Source organism: Metabacillus sp. RB-C-LZQ-3-1 (genome assembly GCF_058315175.1).
This window is the reverse complement of the sequence record NZ_JBZFLI010000004.1, coordinates 67,905-87,160: the sequence shown is the minus strand read 5'-3', so window position 1 is coordinate 87,160 and position 19,256 is coordinate 67,905. Positions and strand designations below refer to the sequence as shown.

Annotated in this window: 19 protein-coding genes and 1 other RNA gene; 2 read left to right on the top strand and 18 right to left on the bottom strand. The window is 36.2% G+C overall.

The features are described from left to right. Positions 1 to 5 precede the first annotated feature (5 nt). The 10 genes from AC4GZ8_RS07870 to AC4GZ8_RS07825 all read right to left on the bottom strand — a co-directional run bounded on the left by AC4GZ8_RS07870 (position 6) and on the right by AC4GZ8_RS07825 (position 8,869). The gene (locus AC4GZ8_RS07870) at positions 6 to 614 is read right to left on the bottom strand and encodes an O-methyltransferase (RefSeq protein ID WP_491081574.1); all 609 of its coding nucleotides are present in this window, start codon (positions 612 to 614) and stop codon (positions 6 to 8) included. A gap of 465 nt (positions 615 to 1,079) precedes the next feature. After that, positions 1,080 to 2,204 carry an endolytic transglycosylase MltG gene (gene mltG, locus AC4GZ8_RS07865; protein WP_491081288.1) on the bottom strand — a complete coding sequence of 375 codons (1,125 nt, stop codon included), beginning with the start codon at positions 2,202 to 2,204 and terminating at the stop codon, positions 1,080 to 1,082. 161 nt (positions 2,205 to 2,365) lie between these two features. After that, the gene (locus AC4GZ8_RS07860; protein WP_491081287.1) at positions 2,366 to 2,650 is read right to left on the bottom strand and encodes a DUF1292 domain-containing protein; all 285 of its coding nucleotides are present in this window, start codon (positions 2,648 to 2,650) and stop codon (positions 2,366 to 2,368) included. Between the two features lie 30 nt (positions 2,651 to 2,680). Continuing rightward, a complete protein-coding gene (ruvX, locus tag AC4GZ8_RS07855; RefSeq protein WP_491081286.1) occupies positions 2,681 to 3,097 on the bottom strand; it encodes a Holliday junction resolvase RuvX in 417 nt (138 codons plus the stop codon). 1 nt (position 3,098) lies between these two features. Beyond that, positions 3,099 to 3,365: an IreB family regulatory phosphoprotein gene (locus AC4GZ8_RS07850; RefSeq protein ID WP_026558655.1), complete on the bottom strand. Its 267-nt coding sequence runs from the start codon at positions 3,363 to 3,365 to the stop codon at positions 3,099 to 3,101. 78 nt (positions 3,366 to 3,443) lie between these two features. After that, positions 3,444 to 6,083, bottom strand: a complete 2,640-nt coding sequence (gene alaS / locus AC4GZ8_RS07845; protein ID WP_491081285.1) for an alanine--tRNA ligase — start codon at positions 6,081 to 6,083, stop codon at positions 3,444 to 3,446. 478 nt (positions 6,084 to 6,561) lie between these two features. Beyond that, complete coding sequence (locus tag AC4GZ8_RS07840) at positions 6,562 to 7,623, bottom strand: AI-2E family transporter (RefSeq protein ID WP_491081284.1); 1,062 nt, start codon at positions 7,621 to 7,623, stop codon at positions 6,562 to 6,564. 417 nt (positions 7,624 to 8,040) lie between these two features. Next, positions 8,041 to 8,172 carry a YrzQ family protein gene (locus AC4GZ8_RS07835; RefSeq protein WP_491081283.1) on the bottom strand — a complete coding sequence of 44 codons (132 nt, stop codon included), beginning with the start codon at positions 8,170 to 8,172 and terminating at the stop codon, positions 8,041 to 8,043. A 13-nt stretch (positions 8,173 to 8,185) separates the two neighbouring features. Next, a complete protein-coding gene (locus AC4GZ8_RS07830) occupies positions 8,186 to 8,377 on the bottom strand; it encodes a YrzR-like zinc ribbon domain (RefSeq protein ID WP_026558652.1) in 192 nt (63 codons plus the stop codon). Between the two features lie 15 nt (positions 8,378 to 8,392). Next, positions 8,393 to 8,869 carry a PRC-barrel domain-containing protein gene (locus AC4GZ8_RS07825; protein WP_491081282.1) on the bottom strand — a complete coding sequence of 159 codons (477 nt, stop codon included), beginning with the start codon at positions 8,867 to 8,869 and terminating at the stop codon, positions 8,393 to 8,395. A 251-nt stretch (positions 8,870 to 9,120) separates the two neighbouring features. On the opposite strand from AC4GZ8_RS07825, the gene AC4GZ8_RS07820 reads away from it, so the two are divergent. Beyond that, positions 9,121 to 9,615, top strand: a complete 495-nt coding sequence (locus tag AC4GZ8_RS07820; protein ID WP_491081281.1) for a hypothetical protein — start codon at positions 9,121 to 9,123, stop codon at positions 9,613 to 9,615. A gap of 171 nt (positions 9,616 to 9,786) precedes the next feature. Here AC4GZ8_RS07820 and recD2 read toward each other — a convergent pair whose 3' ends face one another. The 6 genes from recD2 to AC4GZ8_RS07790 all read right to left on the bottom strand — a co-directional run bounded on the left by recD2 (position 9,787) and on the right by AC4GZ8_RS07790 (position 17,279). Next, complete coding sequence (gene recD2, locus AC4GZ8_RS07815; RefSeq protein WP_491081280.1) at positions 9,787 to 12,156, bottom strand: SF1B family DNA helicase RecD2; 2,370 nt, start codon at positions 12,154 to 12,156, stop codon at positions 9,787 to 9,789. Between the two features lie 28 nt (positions 12,157 to 12,184). Further along, the gene (locus AC4GZ8_RS07810) at positions 12,185 to 12,841 is read right to left on the bottom strand and encodes a tetratricopeptide repeat protein (RefSeq protein ID WP_491081278.1); all 657 of its coding nucleotides are present in this window, start codon (positions 12,839 to 12,841) and stop codon (positions 12,185 to 12,187) included. A gap of 139 nt (positions 12,842 to 12,980) precedes the next feature. After that, a complete protein-coding gene (gene mnmA / locus AC4GZ8_RS07805) occupies positions 12,981 to 14,093 on the bottom strand; it encodes a tRNA 2-thiouridine(34) synthase MnmA (protein WP_491081277.1) in 1,113 nt (370 codons plus the stop codon). Positions 14,094 to 14,115: 22 nt separating this feature from the next. Then, on the bottom strand, positions 14,116 to 15,255 hold the full coding sequence (locus AC4GZ8_RS07800; protein ID WP_491081276.1) for a cysteine desulfurase family protein: 1,140 nt from the start codon (positions 15,253 to 15,255) through the stop codon (positions 14,116 to 14,118). 39 nt (positions 15,256 to 15,294) lie between these two features. Further along, complete coding sequence (cymR, locus tag AC4GZ8_RS07795; protein WP_026558646.1) at positions 15,295 to 15,714, bottom strand: cysteine metabolism transcriptional regulator CymR; 420 nt, start codon at positions 15,712 to 15,714, stop codon at positions 15,295 to 15,297. Positions 15,715 to 15,977: 263 nt separating this feature from the next. Then, positions 15,978 to 17,279: a replication-associated recombination protein A gene (locus AC4GZ8_RS07790; protein WP_491081274.1), complete on the bottom strand. Its 1,302-nt coding sequence runs from the start codon at positions 17,277 to 17,279 to the stop codon at positions 15,978 to 15,980. Between the two features lie 207 nt (positions 17,280 to 17,486). Between AC4GZ8_RS07790 and AC4GZ8_RS07785 the strand changes: the two genes are divergently transcribed. After that, positions 17,487 to 18,065: an RsfA family transcriptional regulator gene (locus AC4GZ8_RS07785; RefSeq protein WP_491081273.1), complete on the top strand. Its 579-nt coding sequence runs from the start codon at positions 17,487 to 17,489 to the stop codon at positions 18,063 to 18,065. A gap of 37 nt (positions 18,066 to 18,102) precedes the next feature. Here the strand turns inward: AC4GZ8_RS07785 and AC4GZ8_RS07780 are convergent, their stop codons facing one another. Together AC4GZ8_RS07780 and ssrS are read right to left on the bottom strand one after the other, a co-directional pair. Next, the gene (locus AC4GZ8_RS07780) at positions 18,103 to 18,870 is read right to left on the bottom strand and encodes a tRNA threonylcarbamoyladenosine dehydratase (RefSeq protein WP_491081272.1); all 768 of its coding nucleotides are present in this window, start codon (positions 18,868 to 18,870) and stop codon (positions 18,103 to 18,105) included. Between the two features lie 176 nt (positions 18,871 to 19,046). After that, positions 19,047 to 19,233, bottom strand: a non-coding RNA gene (gene ssrS / locus AC4GZ8_RS07775) — 6S RNA. Between the last annotated feature and the right edge of the window lie 23 nt (positions 19,234 to 19,256).

Below are 19,256 nucleotides of genomic sequence, written 5' to 3'. Positions count from 1 at the left end.
CTCATTTATTTCATTTTCTTTGTAACAGCAATACCATCACCAACAGGAATAAACGTTGTTTTATATCCTTCTAAAGTCGACAGCATTTGATTAAATTCGTCTAGCTTTCGCACCAAGGTGCGTTGTCTTCTCGTTTTTAGCTCAGAACGATCCCGTGCAACAGTTCCTTTAAATAAAACATTATCTGAATATATCATTCCATCTTCAGCTAACATTGGTTCGTATAGGTCAAAAAACTTCTTGTATTTTGCCTTAGTTGCATCAATAAAAAGTGCATCAAATGGCCCATATTGCTTGAGTTCTTCTGAAATAATCAAAGCATCACCTAAGAAGGTTTTGATTTGGTTTTCTAAGCCTAAATCTCTAATATGTTTCTTAGCTTGTTGGTACCTTTCCTCATCAAGCTCTACTGTGATAATTTGAGTATGAGGCAATTGCATTGCCATTCTAATTGCAGAATATCCAATAGCTGTCCCAATTTCAAAAATTCTTTTTGGTTGCTGCATTGATAGAAGTAACAGTAAAACTTCTATGCCGACCTTCTCCATGATTGGCACATCATGTTGTTTCGCAAACTCTTCCATTTGCTTAACGTATTGTGATGATTCCGGCATTAAATTTTCTACATACGTTATGACATCTTGACTTAACAAATGATTGCCCTCCTGTTCATGTATTGCAATCATAATCTTTGTTTGTAAATTTTGAGCATATTTCATTTATATAGAAAACACTAAAAAGAAGAGCCCCTCGATAGAGAACTCTTGTTTAGTCATATATAAAAATCGTCATCCTACTAACAACTCGATATATTTTACCATAAGAAGAAAGGGAATGCGAATAGATTATCTGCGTTCCCTTTCTTTACCTATAAGAAATGCTAAAGCGCCTTGATCACCCCTAGAGCAAATAAGACGATAAGGCATTCATTGCCTTCTATTCGAAACTGGCTAGACCCTAGAGGCAATTCTAAAATCGCGACGTCAATCTCCACGACTGCACTTGCACGTTCTGTACGATCTGAGGCGGAGCTAGACATTAAAACTATGTGAGATTTTATACTATCTTTTAGAATACATTTAGTTGTTTGTTATATATTTATTTTTTGCCACATTATGTTCTTCAAGAGTTCTTGTAAAAATTACTTCTCCCTCACTAGTTGCAAGGAAATATAAGAAATCAGTATCTTCAGGTGATAAAGCTGCAACTAGTGAAACTTCTCCTGCATTAGCGATAGGTCCCGGAGGAAGACCGCTATTTTGGTAGGTATTGTATGGAGAATCTACTTCAAGGTCAGCATATAATACTCGATCCTTGTGTTCCCCCAATGCATAAAGTACTGTTGGATCTGTTTGTAAAGGCATTTTTTTCTCAATACGATTATAAAATACACTTGATATTTTTTCACGATCTGCTTTTTCTGTTGCTTCTTCTTCGATAAGTGATGCCATCGTAACGAATTGATGAACACTCATGTTTTGTTCCTGAAGCTGAGGGATATATTTTGCTACAACCTCACTTGTTTTTTTCACCATTGGTTCTAAAACCTCTTCAATTGTTGGCTCTTCTGTGTAATAAGGATAAGTAGCCGGAAACAAATAGCCTTCAAGAGCATATTTAACTTCTTTTCCGTAGATGTCATCTGTTAATAAATCAGGGTATTTCGCTTTCATTGAATCGATGAATTCTTTATTTGTTAATGTTGCAAGAACCTCTGCTTCTTCAAAAGCTGTATGATTTGCTATGATCGATGCAATCTCAGTTAATTGCCGTCCCTCCGGAATCGTAATCTGAAAGGCTGCCTCATTCAGCACTTTTCCCTGTTTTAAACTTGTAATGATTTCTTGGAAAGTCATTGATTTGTTTAATTTATAATCTCCAGCCTGAAAGCCTGATTCATTTTTAAATTTAATATAATACTTAAATACCCGATCATCCTTAATGATGTCATTCTCTTCTAGAATTCTTGATATAGTTGAAACAGAAGAACCAATTGGTATCGTTACATCTATAGCTGTCTGATTGTTAGGATCTACTGGTTCTAAAGAAGATTTTATATATAGATAACCGCCCCCTATTATTCCCGAAAAAGCAATAATTAGAATAATAAAAACGGTTAATACAATTCTTCTAACTACCTTTGCCTCACTTTGTTTTTGTATTAGGTTTTTACGGAATGTATCTTTGTTTGGATCTTCAGACATGTATATCCCCCTTTCACCCCAATTATTATACTACAATTTTCTTGGTGATTCGGCAATAAATTACACGATTTATGCAATCTATAAAAAATAGGGGACATGAAAAACGAAAAAAATTAAAAAAAGGTACAAAAGGAATAAATTCCCTTTGCACCTTTTCAAAATTATTCTTCTTCCTCGTCAAGAAATGTATTTAACATCTCTTCAATTAAATCCCACTCTTCATCTGTTTCAATTGGTTCCAATTCTCCATCTTCACCATTTGCGTGGGGGTTAAAGCTTGAAGCATGAATTTCGATTTCCTCGTTATCATCTTCTTCCGCTCCAACTGGATAATATAGTACATAAGATTTTTTAAATTCCTCAGATTCAAATGTGAATAAAACTTCACATAATTGTTCATTCCCATTTTCATCAATTACTGTAATTTGTTTTTCGCCGTGATCCATGTTTTCACCTCATAATTGGTTTTGTTTTACTTAGTTAAGACTATCTAAATAGCCTTGCAATATCATTACTGCAGCCATCTTATCAATGACTTGCTTTCTTTTTTTTCGACTAACATCAGCAGAAATCAACATTCTCTCGGCTGCCATGGTCGTCAAACGTTCATCCCATAAAATAACAGGAAGATTAAATTTCTTTGTCAATATTTCAGAAAACCTTTGACTCGCTTCTGCCCTTGGCCCAATGGTTCCATTCATATTTTTTGGCATACCGAGAACAATTTTTTCTACTCCATGTTGTTCAATAATTTCAGAAAGCCTTCCTAATTGATAGTCTCGGCTTTCTTCATTTATTTTAATCGTTTCTATTCCCTGGGCAGTCCAGCCCAGTTCATCACTCACTGCAACCCCAAGTGTTTTGGAGCCTAAATCTAATCCTAATATTCGCATATTATGCCTCTCGGTTTTTTTGTAAGTAAGATTTAACTAGCTCCTCAATTAATTCATCTCTTTCAAGCTTGCGAATTAAATTCCGAGCATCACGATGACGCGGAATATAGGCAGGATCACCAGAAAGTAAATATCCTACAATTTGATTAATAGGATTATATCCTTTTTCTTGCAACGCATCGTACACGGTATAAAGGACTTCGTTTACATTCGTTTCGACCGTTTCATCAGAAAAGTTAAATTTCATTGTTTTATCAAATGAACTCACCGTTCGCACCTCTTTCTCAGATTCATAATGGGAATCTGCTTGTCCTATCTTACCTACATTTTACACTACTTTTCCTAATTATAAAACGGATTCAACCCATTCCTCGACATATTTAAGTGCTTCTGCTAACTTTTCAGGTTGTTTTGCACCTGCTTGGGCCATTTCAGGTCGACCGCCGCCTTTTCCTCCACAACGTTCTGCAACTTCTTTGATTAATTTTCCAGCATGATACCCCTTATCGACAAGATCCTTCGTTACACCAGCAACAAGATTCACTTTACCATCTTCACTAGCTCCGAGAACAACAATAGCTGATTGCAGTTTATTTTTCAAGTCGTCCATCATACCACGAAGACTGTTCATATCTTTTGCGTTTACTTGTGCTGCTAAAACTGTGACACCATTAACTGTAACTGCTTGATCAACAACACTGCCAGCTTCCAGATTTCCAAGTTTAGTTGTTAAAGATTCATTTTCACGTTGCAATGCACGATAATCCTGTAATAATCCATTTATTCTTGAAACGATATCTCTAGGGTTTGATTTTAAAAGATCTGCTGCTTCTTGAAGTCTAGCATACTGGTCATTCGTTAACTCATATGCAGCTTTTCCTGTAACAGCTTCAATCCGCCTTGTCCCCGCTCCAATACCAGTCTCTGTCATAATTTTAAAAATACCGATTGAGGAAGTATTTTTAACGTGGCAACCCCCGCAAAGCTCTAAGCTGTAGCTACCAACTTGTACGACACGGACGATATTTCCATACTTTTCGCCGAACAGTGCCATAGCTCCCATTTCTTTTGCTTCTGTTAACGATTTATAATCAATTTGGACATCAATGCTCTTCCAAATTTGTTCATTTACAATTTGTTCGACACGAGCTAATTCTTCTTGTGTTACTTGACCAAAATGTGAAAAATCAAATCGTAAGCGATCAGCTGTTACTAATGATCCTGCCTGATTAACATGTGTTCCTAACACATCTTTTAGAGCTTGGTGTAATAAATGTGTTGCTGTATGGTTTTTCACAATTCCGTTTCGATTTTCTTCAAAAACTGTTGCCGTGAATTGATCACCGGTTTGAATTGTACCACTTTCTACAATAACATTATGCAGATTTTGCCCATTTGGAGCTTTTTGAACATCTTTTACCTTTAGGACTGCTTTTTCACTGGAAAGAGTCCCTTCGTCTGCAATCTGTCCACCGCTTTCGGCATAGAATGGAGTTTTATCAAGAATTAGTTGAATTTCTTCTCCCTCATGAGCTTCTTGAATCACATCTCCATCCTTCACGATCACAATAGCAGTCGCATTCTCAACCACTAATTGATCATAACCAACAAATTCACTTTCATGTTTAATCTCGCCTAACATTCCACCTTGAACTTGCATTGAATCTACTTTTTGCATCGCTGCACGTGCACGATCACGTTGTCTCTCCATTTCTTTTTCGAAACCTTCATGATCAATTTTCATTCCTTCTTCTTCAGCATACTCTTCCGTTAATTCAACTGGGAATCCGTATGTATCATATAAACGGAAAACATCCTCTCCAGGAATGACATTATTGCCCTTCTCTTTTTGAGTTTTAATCACTTCACTCAAGATGGCTAATCCTTCATTTAATGTCTCATGGAAACGTTCTTCTTCGTTCTTAATGACTTTTTGAATAAATTCTGTTTTTGCTTTTACCTCCGGATAAAAATCAACCATGATTTCAGCAACAACAGGAACAAGTTCATACATGAATGGACGGTTAATATTAATTTGTTTCGCATAACGAACAGCTCTTCTTAATAGGCGTCTTAACACATAGCCACGGCCTTCATTTGATGGAAGAGCACCATCACTAATGGCAAAACTAACTGTACGTACATGGTCAGCTATAACCTTAAAAGCAACGTCCTTTTCTTGATCTTTCCGATAGTGTTCACCTGAGATTTGCTCAGTAGCTCTAATGATCGGGATAAAAAGATCTGTATCAAAGTTTGTTGGGACATTTTGAATAACAGATACCATACGCTCTAATCCCATTCCGGTATCAATGTTTTTCTTAGGAAGCGGGGTATATGTTCCATCTGGATTATGATTAAATTGTGAGAAAACAAGATTCCATACTTCAAGATAGCGTTCATTTTCTCCACCAGGATATAACTCCGAGTCGCTTGGATCATGACCATATTCTTCTCCACGATCGTAGAAAATCTCTGTATTTGGTCCGCTTGGTCCCTCACCAATATCCCAGAAGTTTCCTTCTAAACGGATAATGCGCTCCTCTGGAATACCAATTTTATCTTTCCAAATATCAAAAGCTTCATGATCTTCAGGATGAATCGTTACAGAAAGTTTCTCTGGATCAAATCCAATCCATTTTTCGTCGGTAAGAAATTCCCATGCCCATTCTATTGCTTCAACTTTAAAATAGTCACCAATTGAGAAATTACCTAACATTTCAAAAAATGTATGATGTCTTGCTGTTTTTCCGACATTTTCAATATCATTTGTTCTAATAGACTTTTGTGCATTACAAATTCTTGGATTTGCTGGTATGACACGACCATCAAAATATTTTTTTAGTGTTGCCACCCCGCTATTAATCCAAAGTAATGTCGGATCTTCATGTGGTACAAGTGATGCACTAGGTTCAACATCGTGTCCTTTTTCTTTAAAGAAATCTAAAAACATTTGACGAACTTCTGAAGATTGTAAGTTTTTCATATATATCCTCCTTTAATTCTTAATATAGATGGAAAAGCAAAACAAAAAAACCCTCATCACTGTGAAAAGAAAGACTCTTTGCACAGGGACGAGAGTTAACTCGCGGTACCACCCTGATTATGGACATTGAAAAGCGGAAGGCGTCCGTTTATCGGCGACAAGCATAAGACGAGTCCTGTCGCATTGACTGCACTTGTACTTCCTATGCTTCGCCGATGACGCCTGTAAGCTAGACAGCAAGACAAAGTTTAACAAACAAATCTTTGTTCTTACACCAGTCCATCACCTTTATTAAAACCGTAACGTGGTTCAATACGGCAGGTTTTTCTGCACTTAGGATTAGCTTTCTGCTGTCCTTACTTTAGAATTTCTCTCAGCCGCGAAAATTCCTCTCTTAAAAGCGGTATCAGCATACTTTATTCCATCATTGTTTTATCATTATTCTAACTTAGAATTATAGACAAGCGTTTTCTAATTGTCAATGTTGTCTTCTCAATTGAACTACATGAACAATCATGACTTTTAAGATTACTATAACTGGTACTGCTAGCATTAACCCAACAATTCCGCCAATCTCCCCTCCAGCTAACAATGCGAGCATAATAACAATAGGGTGCATATGAAGGCTTCTACCGACAATTAAAGGCCCTAATATATTTCCTTCAATAAATTGTAAGCTTAGAATAATCACAATGACAATGATAACAGTTTTTGTTGACATCGTAGCAGCGATAATTAACGCAGGCACAGCACCAATGATTGGTCCGAAATAAGGAATGATATTCGTTGTACCAATTAAAAGTCCAAGAATTAAAGGGTATCTGACATGAAAAAACCATAGTGCTAAAAAAGCTAATGTTCCTATAATGAGGCATACAAACAATTGGCCGCGAATGTAATTGCCCAATGAATGATCAATATCTTTTAGAAATTGAATAGAATTACTTCTCCATTTACGAGGGGTCAAGTACCATGCAGCCTTCTTTATTTGCTCATAGTCCTTTAACATATAAAAAACAAGGAACGGTATGATCGCAATTAATAGCATATAATCAAAAATACCCTTTAAACTATTGATAACCTTCTCAATGGTAACAGCAAGCCATTCTTCTGTTTTTGTAAACATTAGATCAATACGATCGTGTATACCCACTGGCCATGTATCTGTTTGATCATGAATTGAATCAATCCATCTATTATATGTTAATGTAAATTGCGGGAAGCTTTCTGACAGGTCTCTAAGCTGGCTAATTAAAACAGGTATTCCTCTATAGAATCCATAGCCTAATAATCCAAAAAATAAAAAATAAATGACAAGAATGGAGATTGATCTAGGCAAGCCCGAACGATGAAGCTTTTCAATAACCGGGTGTAGTAAATAAGTGATAAATGCACTGATAAGAAATGGAATCATAACTGCTTTAAGCATAAATAAAAAAGGAGCCCATACAGTGTATAGCTTTAAAAATACATATACTGACAATAAGGCTAATAATAAAATTATAATTTGTAACAGCCATTTGATATGTTTTTCTCTCATACAAACTCCTCCTCATTCATTTAGTGTGGAGGGCAGAGACTTTTTTATACATCATAAGAAAAGCGCAAGCGCCTTGGTCATCGCCGTACAAACTAAGAGGAGCAACGACTGAGATAAAGAGCGAGACTTATCGGACTTTTACCGGGCAGTGAACCTCACACTATGGTCTCTCTTGAGTCATTTTATACTGCTCGTTAAAGTAGGGCAAACGAAACACGGTAAAGCGAAGCAAACCGATGTTAACTTATTGTAGGAGATGATCTGAAGTTTGATAAGCGCTGGCAGTCTAAAACCGCAACATCCTGTTGCCACGACTGCACTTGCACGTCCTGTGCTTCGGAGCTACTAAAACTAAGTACAAAATTTTATACTTTCTTATCTGTTAAAAAAGGAGCTGATTAAATCAGCCCCTTCCTATTAAAACATCCTTGTGATTCGTCTTCTTATTTTTCTCATTGAACGATTATTCGTCATGTTTGTGTTTCGTGCATAATGATAAGCAACTGCCCCTAATCCTAGTGATACTAATGAAGTTAATGTACGATTCAACACGATCTCCCCTTTACATGCTTATTGATCGTTCATCTTCAGAAAATAAATCATCAAGTGAGCTTAATGTCCCATCTTCTTCCACCTGATGAGTTAAAATTTTTCCCTTTGATACAGATAGTTCAATAAAGCAACCCCAGCAATAATATTGATTTACACCTATCTTTCCAAGGTCTTTACTTCTACAATTTGGACATGAAAACAATTGGGCACACCTCTTTTACATTAGATCAATGACGATCGCATCTTTGCTTATCGAAAATGGTTCTCCAGATGCTTTGACCACTTTTTTTCCTTCAGCAATATCTGCAAAAAATCCGTCCGTCAATTCGTATGCCTCAATTGTGCCCAATTTTTCAGAAAAATATACGTCCTCTAACAATCCTAATTTGTTTCCCTCTTTTGTTAAAACTGCTTTATTTTCAAGGTCATGATAGGTGTTATACGTATATTGTTTCTTCAAATCCTGAATGGATAATAATGTTTCTCCTTGTTCCACCATGACTCCATTTTCTCCAATAGAATAGATTGAATTAATTGGGATAAATTTATCACGGTGAAATAAGCCTTTCCCCTCCATCATCAATCCAAAAATAAAGCCTTTGGAAGATAAGCATAAATCTGTTATATAACCAAGTAAGGTTGCGCTGTTGCTACAATACACAGGAAGTCCTTTGAGCTTTGAGAATGTCCGCAAAGTCATCTCCACCTTTCCGAACATTTTTAGATTACGCCCAAGTCCATATCGTCATACTGTGTAACGTTTTCCATTAATCATTCTACTTATAATGCTTGTTTAATAACCTACTCATCGGGATGAAAAATGGAAATTCATACCACAAATAAATAAATCAAACTAAGAAGACAATATATTTGTCTACTGGTGATTCACTAGTAGCTACCACCATTTAATGTTTAACAATCACGATTTATAAGGAGGAATTTATTATGGCAAAAGAAACAGAATTGGAAGTAATTAAAAAGAATATTAAATCGAAAGATGCGGAAAAAGCAACAATTGAAAGAGTTGCAACCGCTAAAGTAGAAGCAGAAATTGGTGAAGAGCTTGCACCATTAAAAAGCCAATTACAAACTATACAAAATGCCTTAAATCAATTAAATTCAAGCGGTCAAGCCTCAATGACATCAGTTGGCCAAAATCAACAACAATCAAATGAACTATTAAACCAAATGCAACAATTTAGCTCACAAGCTCAACAACAACAGCAAAAAACGTTTCAACAATTGCAACAATCTATTCACCAGGCTACACAAATGTTAAGTAATGTGGAACAATCATTACAATCAGTTAATATGTTAAACCAAATTGCTCAACAAATTAATCAATCTCAACAACAATTGCAAAACCAACAACAACAAAGCCAGCAACAGAACCAACAACAACAAAATCAAAACCAAACAGGTTCAAACCTTTACCAATAAGAGCTTATTATTAAAATGTGTAGTTGATTGTGCAGATCAACTACACATTTATTAAGCTTGTTTAAATTAGTTTTAATATATCCAAAAAAGCTTTTTTCATTTAATTATCCTTCTTGAAAATTTTCCCACTTCACCTTGGTTAAGACTAATAATCAATATAAAATAAATAGATTAATCCATAAAGTCATATGGAGTAACGTTTTCCATGCCAATATTTGCATCACTAAGCGGAAACGGCAATTCTTTCTGTAGTTGATCCATTTCCGAATCAGAATGAATTCCACTTAATTTTTTCGTTAAGCTTGTTTGACGATCTGAGCTGTCATTATTTGACACACCCCATTGAAGAGCATCTAGCTCGCCGCATAAAACCAATGATCGTTTACTTCTGGTAACAGCAGTATAAATCAAATTCCGCCTTAGCATCCGGTAATATCCTTTCACAATTGGCAGCACGACAATTGGAAATTCACTTCCCTGTGATTTATGTATAGAGCAACAAAATGCATGTGTAAATTGATTAAAGTCCTGTTTGGTATAGGTAACCTCATTTCCATCAAAGGAAATCACAATCATATCTTCTTTTTCCGTATTTTCTTTTGCATAAAAGATCGAAACAATCTCTCCAATATCCCCATTAAATACGTTACTATCAGGTTGATTCACGAGTTGTAGTACTTTATCGCCATTTCGATAGACAACCTCTCCAAACTTCATTTCTCTTTTTCCAGGAGTCTTAGGATTAAACAACTCTTGAAGCAATTTATTTAGCTGGTCAATTCCCGCAGGGCCTCTATACATAGGGGCTAAAACTTGAATATCCCTTGCAGTATACCCCTTATTAATTGCACTTTTTATGATCTTTTCGATAACATCTTTCATTTGTGTTTGTGAACAACGAATAAATGATCGGTCTGAGGTTGGTTTAGTAATATTTTGGGGTAGCTTTCCCGCTTTTATTTGATGGGCAAGTTCAATAATAGATGAGCCTTCAGCCTGACGATAAATATCCGTTAAACGTACAGTTGGGATCACGTTTGAGGACAATAAATCGCGTAAAACTTGTCCTGGTCCAACCGATGGAAGCTGATCCTCATCACCTACCATTATGACCTGTATTTCTTTCGGTAACGCTTTGAACAATTGATGAGCAATCCATATATCCACCATTGATACCTCATCAATAATAAGCAGTTTTCCTGCTATCGGATTGTCTTCATCATGTTCAAATCCATCAGCTCCATTCCATTTTAGCAATCGGTGGATCGTGACTGCTGGCATACCTGTTGCTTCACTCATACGCTTAGCAGCACGGCCTGTTGGAGCTACCAGCAAAACAGGAAATGGTTCTTCCTTTTTATAATCCTTCGGGTCTAGAGAACACCCATGTAAGTCAGAGTATAGCTCGACAATCCCTTTTATAACGGTTGTCTTTCCTGTCCCTGGGCCTCCTGTCAGTAGGAGCATTGGAGACATTAATGCTTTTTGAATGGCATCCTTTTGAGAAGGTGCATATTGGACCTTCATTCTTTCTTCAAGTTTACCTAATGATAATAAAAACTCAGATTCAGGAAATAATTCATCATATTCGGTTTGCTCTAAAACTTTTTTAATATTTTTAACTAATCCTTGTTCTGCAAAATAAAGGGAGGGAAGATATGCACGTTCTTCCTCTACAATTAACTTTCCCTCTTCACCTAATGCAATAATTTCTGTAGCAATATCTGTCTCATGAATTGTTGCTTGCTTGGAATGATCCAACAATTCCTTAGCTTTTACGATTAACTGTTCCAGTGTTAAATAGACATGGCCTTCCTGTAAACATAAATGTTCAATAATGTAATGGCATGCTGCTTTAATCCTTTCAGAATCTTTTCCAGAAATGCCTAACTGTCTGCCAAGTTCATCTGCCCTGACAAAACCTATGCCCTCAATATCTTGAACAAGCTGATAAGGATTATCTTGAACGATTGATAAAGTTTCATCTTTATATGTTTGATAAATTTTCATGGCTAACTGTGGGCCAAAGCCAAATTGATTTAATGCAATCATGATCTGTTCAAGGCCCTGATGAGAAACTAAGGCATCAACCAATTGTTTTGCTTTTTCTTTATTCACTTTTGGAACATCATCTAATATCGAAGGGTTTTGAAGAATTTTTGATATGGCTGATTCTCCTAATTTCTCTACGATCGCTTCTGCTGTTTTTTTCCCAATTCCCTTAAAAAGGTCACTTGAAAGATATTGAATAATCCCTTCTCTTGTTTGGGGAATTTCCTTACGAAAATGTTCAGTTTGAAATTGAAGACCAAACTTAGGATGATTTGTAAATGAGCCAAAAAAGGTATAAACATCATCTTCATGCAGGAGTGGAAAGTAACCTGTAACCGTTATTTCTTTATCTTCAATGTTTTCACTTGTTTCATGAACTCTTACTTTTAAAACAGAATATAAATTTTGGTCATTGTGAAAGATCACAACCTTAACAAGCCCTTTTACATAACGTTCATTATCACTAAATAAATCTGCACTCTCCTGCATAAGCGGCTCTCCTTTCACAACATATCGATTAATTCGACTGACCGTTCATTATTTTCAAAGCATGTCCAGCTAGCATATGATCAGGCTGTATGTCTAAGGTCTTTTCTAGCATTTCAATTGCTTTATTAGTATTTTCTTTAAAAGCGTACGCAACACCAAGATTATAAAATGCATCTGCATGTTGTTGATCCAATTGTATCACAGCCTCAAATTGCTTTACTGCATCATCAATAAGTTCAAGCTGAGCTAAGCATAAGCCGTATTGAAACCTAGCGTCACTATCTGTTTCATTCAATTCAACTGAACGTTGGAAATACGGTAAAGCTAAGCGGTTTTGCCCTAGATTAAAGAGTGACATCCCCAGCATAAAATGCAAATCACCTTCGTCAAGGCCATTTTTTAATGCTTTTTCATACATACTTTTAGCTTCATCATAGTTTTCTTGATTAAAATACACATTTCCTGCCCCATAATAAGCTGTTGCAGCATTAGCATCTATTTCAATTGCTTTTTCGTAAAATTTGAGTGCTTTTTCTAATTCGTTAACTGCTGATAAAAGATTACCAAAGTTTATATAGCTTATAGGATCATTGGGATTTGCTTCAATTGCTTCTGAAAATATAGTTGCAGCCTCTTCAAAATTCCCTTTTTGCATCGCTTCAATTCCACGTTGATTTGTATCCATCATTACCCTACCTTTATTTTTCATTTCCGTTTTTTCTACAAGAGAAAAAGGGCTGACTCTTTAAGTGCCAACCCCTTCATCTTATCAAAAGAAATGATCACTATGGAAGATCAATCGATCAACTATATAGAAATCATTTTTATCCAACATACCATAGCTTTTCGTTATTTTTAAATACATGGTCAATTGTACCGCCACCTAAACAAACTTCACCATCATAAAACACAACTGCTTGACCAGGGGTTACCGCTCTAATAGGTTCCTTAAATGTGACTTTTGCCGTTGATTCATCTATCATTGTGACCGTAACTTCATTATCCTGTTGGCGGTAACGGAATTTTGCTGTACATGTTAATTCTGTTACAGGTTGGTCTGATACCCAACTTACATTAGTTGCAGTAATGGAATCAGAATATAATAAATCATTATGAAACCCTTGATCAACATATAGTATATTCTTTTCCAAATCTTTTCCGACAGCAAACCAAGGTTCTCCACTTCCACCAATACCAAGACCATGCCTTTGACCGATTGTGTAGTACATTAATCCATCATGCTTTCCTTTTACTTCTCCATCAAGGGTTTGCATTAAACCGGGTTGTGCTGGAAGATATCCGCTTAGAAACTCTTTGAAATTTCTTTCGCCAATAAAACAGATACCTGTACTATCTTTTTTGGCCGCTGTTGCGAGATTTGCCTTTTTAGCCATTTCTCGAACCAATGGTTTTTCAATATCGCCAAGTGGAAACATTACCTTTGATAATTGTTCTTGACCTAATTGATTTAGAAAATACGTTTGATCTTTGTTTTCATCAACTCCACGGAGCATTTTATATTCTCCATCCCGATATTCAACACGAGCATAATGACCTGTTGCCAAATAATCAGCACCTAATGACATAGCATGCTCCAAAAAGGCTTTAAATTTAATTTCCTTATTACACATAACATCAGGGTTTGGCGTTCTGCCTGCTTTGTATTCATCGAGGAAATACGTAAAGACCTTATCCCAATATTGTTTTTCAAAATTTACAGCATAATAAGGAATACCGATTTGGTTACATACTTGAATCACGTCATTGTAATCTTCTGTTGCCGTACATACTCCATTTTCATCCGTGTCATCCCAGTTTTTCATAAAAATTCCGATTACATCATATCCTTGCTCCTTTAATCGAAGAGCAGCAACTGAAGAATCAACACCACCTGACATTCCGACAACAACTCTTATATCTTTTGGGTCTTTTTTCATCCCATTCACCTCCAGTTACTTTCTAAGCTGTTACTCTCTTAATCACTTTGGAAATCTCATGTGCAGCATATTGAATATCATCCATGCTTGTCCCTAATCCAAAACTAAAACGTATGGATGATTGAATACGATCTGATTCTTTTCCATACATCGCAACCAACACATGGGAAGGGTCAACCGAACCAGCTGTACATGCAGATCCGCTAGATGCCGCAATTCCAGCTAAATCTAAATTAACTAAAAGAGATTCTATATGCGTTTTTGGAAAATATATATTAAGGACATGTGGTAAACCATCAATAGAGCCATTTATAGAAAAGGTAATATTGTTTTCCTCAAAAATCCTCATCATTTCTTTTTTGAATGAAATATATAGCTCTCTCTTTTGCTCCATCGTTGAGATTGAAAGATTTGCTGCATGACTAAATCCACTTACTCCAGCTACATTTTCAGTACCAGCTCTGCGTTTTAATTCCTGTTCTCCGCCATACATAGCAGGTTGAAGCTTTATACCAGCTTTTGCATATAAAAAGCCGACACCCTTTGGTCCATTAATTTTATGCGCTGACACTGTTAATAAATCCACACCAAGCTCTTGTACATTTATAGATTCCATTCCGTACGCTTGTACGGCATCCGTATGGAAAAAAGCAGGGTAATCTTTCAGATAGTCGCCTATCTCACGAATTGGTTGAATTGTTCCGACCTCATTATTTCCGAACATCACTGAAACAAGAACTGTTTGATCTGTGACATGTTTCTTTACATCATCTAATGAAACAAGTCCTTGTTCATTAACAGGTAAATAAGTGACATTAAATCCCTGTTTCTCCAAAAATTCACAAGCATGCAAGACCGCATGGTGCTCTACTTGAGTCGTAATAATGTGCTTTCCAATTTGGCTATTTGCCAAAACTGTTCCTATGATCGCTAAATTGTCCGCCTCTGTACCACCGCTCGTAAAAATAATTTCTCCTGGCTTGGCTCCAATTGTGTTTGCTAAGCTTCTTCTTGACTCATCAAGGATTCGACGAGCTTCGCGGCCAAAAGAATGGATACTAGACGGGTTACCGAAATGTTCAATCATTTTATTCATCATTTCGTCAGCAACCTCAGGATGGAGCGGCGATGTTGCGGCATGATCTAAATAAATTCTCCTCATGGTGTGTCTCCTCCTTTCTTGTTTCGTTAGGATTATTGTTTAAATGTAAAACATATAAGGTTCTTGATCTCCATCTCCATTATAATTTGCAAGATCCTCTAATGTTGTATTATCCAATACATCTTTTACAGCATCACGTATCCTAATCCAAAGCTGCCTTTTAGCAGGCTCTTCGTCATCTAACACTTCAACTGGACTTAAAGGTCCCTCTAATACACGAATAATATCTCCAGAGGTGATGTTTGCCGGTTCATCTCCTAAAATATACCCGCCATATGCTCCTCTAATACTTTTCACTAAACGTGCATTTCTTAATGGTGCGATAAGCTGTTCCAGGTAATGTTCAGATAGATCATGTGCCTGCGCAATACTCTTCAAAGATGTTGGACCTTCGCCATGCTTCCTTGCTAGCTCAATCATAATTGTTAGTCCGTATCGACCTTTTGTTGATATTTTCATTGTTCTCCCCCTTGCATAATTCAATCTGCTATCTTTTTGCTCTTTTACTATTGATTTACACTACAATCAATAGTAGACAGATTCTATATATACCTTTTTATTATCATAAAAATTAATAAAATAACACCTATCTTCATGTTTTCTAATTTTAAGTTGCTATATACTTTCGAACATTAGCCATTATAGCACAAACTCACTAAATTAAGCACTTAAACCAACTATCCTACTAGGAGATATCACAATACACGATTATTTGATAAATGTCACTTTTTTTGTCCCGAGCTATTTTTTTTAAACTGATCCAATTTTTCATAGATTGCAGCAAGTCTTTTTTCATCCCCGGCCTCAAGCGGTTGATAATATTTTGTCCCAATTAAATTTTTAGGAAGATACTCTTGATTCACCCATCCTCCAAATGTTCCAATTGGATAATCATGAGGATATTTATAGCCCACATGTCCTAATGTTTTCGCCCCAGCATAATGGCCATCTCGAAGATGCATAGGAATATCACCTACATGACCAGAGCGAATATCTGCAATTGCTAAATCAAGTGCCTTGTATGCTGAATTTGACTTAGAAGACAAGCACATTTCAACGACTGCTACAGATAATGGAATGCGAGCTTCGGGAAGACCTAGTCGCTCACTTGCAGTAACTGCAGCTAACACATTATTTCCCACCGAAGTATTTGCTAAGCCTATATCTTCATAAGCGATCACAACTAATCTTCGGTTTACAGCCACAAGATCGCCTGTTTCTAATAAATGGGCAAGATAATATAAGGCTGCATCTACATCACTACCTCTTATGCTTTTTTGTAAGCTTGATAGAAGATTATAAAAATGAGTTCCTTTTTTATCCCCGTATACCCCAACATTCCCGACCATATCATTGATCATTTCTTCATCAACAACAAATTTATCATTTACTTTTGGTGACGAATAAACAATTGATTCAAGCAGCGTTAATGATTTTCGTGCATCTCCATTAGACCCATATGCAATTAATTTTACCTGTTCATCTGTTATGTCTATTTTTAAGTCTCCTAAACCCTTCTTTTCATCATGCAGGGCTCTATGGAGAAGTGTCTCTATATCCTCTACTGTTAACCTTGTTAATTGTTTAATTTGACCACATCGGCTTCTAATCGCTGGATTTACATCGTGAAATGGGTTCTCCGTTGTCGCTCCAATTAAAATAATATCCCCTCGCTCTACATGGGGTAATAAATAGTCTTGCTGTGCTTTATTAAAACGATGAATCTCATCTAAAAACAAAATGACTTTTCCTGTAATTCTCGTTTCTTCAACAACAGCTTCAACATCTTTTTTCCCAGCAGTTGTTGCATTTAAGGCTATAAATGGGATATCTGTTGTACCTGCGATGGCATAAGCGATAGATGTTTTTCCAATTCCAGGCTCACCATAAAGGAGCATTGAAGGGACATACCCATTTTTGATCATTTTATATAGGCTTGTTCCTTCCCCTATAACTTCTTTTTGGCCTACAATTTCATCTATTGTTGTTGGCCTCATTCGGAAGGCAAGTGGTTCTCCGTTCACATTAAAACCCCCAGTTGATTTCTATGTATGATTATAAATCAGAATAACAAAACAATGAAATGAAAGGAGCTTAGAAGAATCGTTTTTCTTTTCTCATAACTTGATCAAGAATAAACATGGTCAATTCGGATAGGATAAATATAATTAATTAAACTATATCTCACCAATTTATCTTTGTAATAAGAATAAGAAGTCAGGGAGGTTGTCGTGAAAACCAGACGTGATGCGTGGACTTTAGATAATGATAAGCTTCTAGCAGAGACTGTTTTAGCATATGTTCAAAACGGCCATACTCAAACTGCTGCTTTTGAGGAGGTTGGAAATCAATTAAATCGAACGGCTGCTGCATGTGGCTATAGATGGAATGCGGAAGTCCGCAAAAAGTATGTAAAAGAATTTGAGGATGCAAAGAAGAGACGGAAAGAACTTGCTCGTAACAAAGAGAGAGATTACACAAAAGAAGAACCGCAGGTTGCACAACATCAATCTTCTTTAACTAACACAGAAAAAAATGATGTACATCATTTAACTATAAAAGACTGTATTCGTTACTTATCCCAGGTTAGAGACCAAGATAATCACCTTCAGATCCTGAATGAAAATAAACGACTACGAGAGGAGAACACACAACTTAATAATATGAGACAAGATCTCACCAAGAGATATGATCAACTTTTTCAAAGAAAACAAAAAATAGATGATAATTATAAAATTCTCATTCGCCTTATTAGCGAAGCTCAGCAAATGTCTGAAGAACATTTAGAGGAAAAGCAAACCTATCATTAACGCTTTTCCTCTCCATAAATAGGTTACTTTTCACCTCTTATTTTTCATCTTTCACCCTTGTAATTTTTATATCATTTAGTAATTCTGTAATTACATGTCCACCCATAATTAGTCCTGCTACTGAAGGAACAAATGCATTCGATGAAGGCGGCATTTTCGCTTTTCTTATTGGTGCAGCATCATTTCCTACCTCTTTACGAACTTCCTCACGAATAACAATTGGACTTTCATCAGAAAATACAACTTTTATTCCCTTATGAATTCCTTCTTTACGCAAGCGTGTCCGAATAACCTTTGCAATCGGATCAGTATGTGTTTTTGAAATATCAGCTACCTGAAATCTCGTAGGATCCATTTTATTTGCTGCCCCCATGCTAGAGATGATTGGAATCTTTCTTTTGAGACATTCCTTCATTAAATGAATCTTGTATGATATGGTATCTGAGGCATCAATCACATAATCAAGATTCTGATCAAAAAATTGTTCGTACGTTTCCTCCGTATAGAACATCTTTAATGAAACAACTTCACAATCTGGATTAATATCTTTAATACGGGCAGCCATTAAGTCTACTTTAGGCTGTCCAACTGTTGAAATAAGTGCATGAATTTGACGATTAACATTTGTAATATCTACATCGTCTTTATCAACTAATACTAAGCGGCCAACACCTGATCTTGCTAGTGCTTCTGCTGAGAAAGAGCCTACTCCCCCAATCCCCAACACAGCTACTGTACTATTTTTTAAAATATTTAAGCCTTCCTTACCTATTGCTAGTTCATTACGTGAAAATTGATGTAGCAACTAACTCACTCCAATTATTAACCTTAAATTTCTTCAAATGTCATAATGACAGTATTTTTACCTGAAAAAGAATATACCATACATCGTTGAAAAAGTAAGCCTATATTGACAAATAAATAGGGACATCCTCATTTTATAAATGGAAAGCGGATGTCCCTGGTTTTATCGTTTTATATGGTAGTCCCGATTGTGCCGTCGCCATTTCCCTCGTTTTGATCCCGCACTCAGCAGGTGGGTGCCTCGTTCTAAACGTTTGTAAGTCCTCATGCGTGTGAGAGGCATTTACTCTGGCTAGAAACTAGAAGCTCCCGTATAAAAAATGTTAGGTCAAAACTAGGTGTACAACGAACACATCAGGACTTTTTATATTGCTAGCTTTTAAAAAA

Bases quoted from the DNA above. Each gene is read 5' to 3' on its own strand.
- cymR (WP_026558646.1), bottom strand. From the start codon at position 15,714: ATGAAAATATCAACAAAAGGTCGATACGGACTAACAATTATGATTGAG.
- ruvX (WP_491081286.1), bottom strand. From the start codon at position 3,097: ATGCGAATATTAGGATTAGATTTAGGCTCCAAAACACTTGGGGTTGCA.
- recD2 (WP_491081280.1), bottom strand. From the start codon at position 12,156: ATGCAGGAGAGTGCAGATTTATTTAGTGATAATGAACGTTATGTAAAA.
- alaS (WP_491081285.1), bottom strand. From the start codon at position 6,083: ATGAAAAACTTACAATCTTCAGAAGTTCGTCAAATGTTTTTAGATTTC.
- AC4GZ8_RS07870 (WP_491081574.1), bottom strand. From the start codon at position 614: ATGCCGGAATCATCACAATACGTTAAGCAAATGGAAGAGTTTGCGAAA.
- mltG (WP_491081288.1), bottom strand. From the start codon at position 2,204: ATGTCTGAAGATCCAAACAAAGATACATTCCGTAAAAACCTAATACAA.
- AC4GZ8_RS07860 (WP_491081287.1), bottom strand. From the start codon at position 2,650: ATGGATCACGGCGAAAAACAAATTACAGTAATTGATGAAAATGGGAAT.
- AC4GZ8_RS07800 (WP_491081276.1), bottom strand. From the start codon at position 15,255: ATGAGGAGAATTTATTTAGATCATGCCGCAACATCGCCGCTCCATCCT.
- AC4GZ8_RS07820 (WP_491081281.1), top strand. From the start codon at position 9,121: ATGGCAAAAGAAACAGAATTGGAAGTAATTAAAAAGAATATTAAATCG.
- mnmA (WP_491081277.1), bottom strand. From the start codon at position 14,093: ATGAAAAAAGACCCAAAAGATATAAGAGTTGTTGTCGGAATGTCAGGT.
- AC4GZ8_RS07810 (WP_491081278.1), bottom strand. From the start codon at position 12,841: ATGGATACAAATCAACGTGGAATTGAAGCGATGCAAAAAGGGAATTTT.
- AC4GZ8_RS07840 (WP_491081284.1), bottom strand. From the start codon at position 7,623: ATGAGAGAAAAACATATCAAATGGCTGTTACAAATTATAATTTTATTA.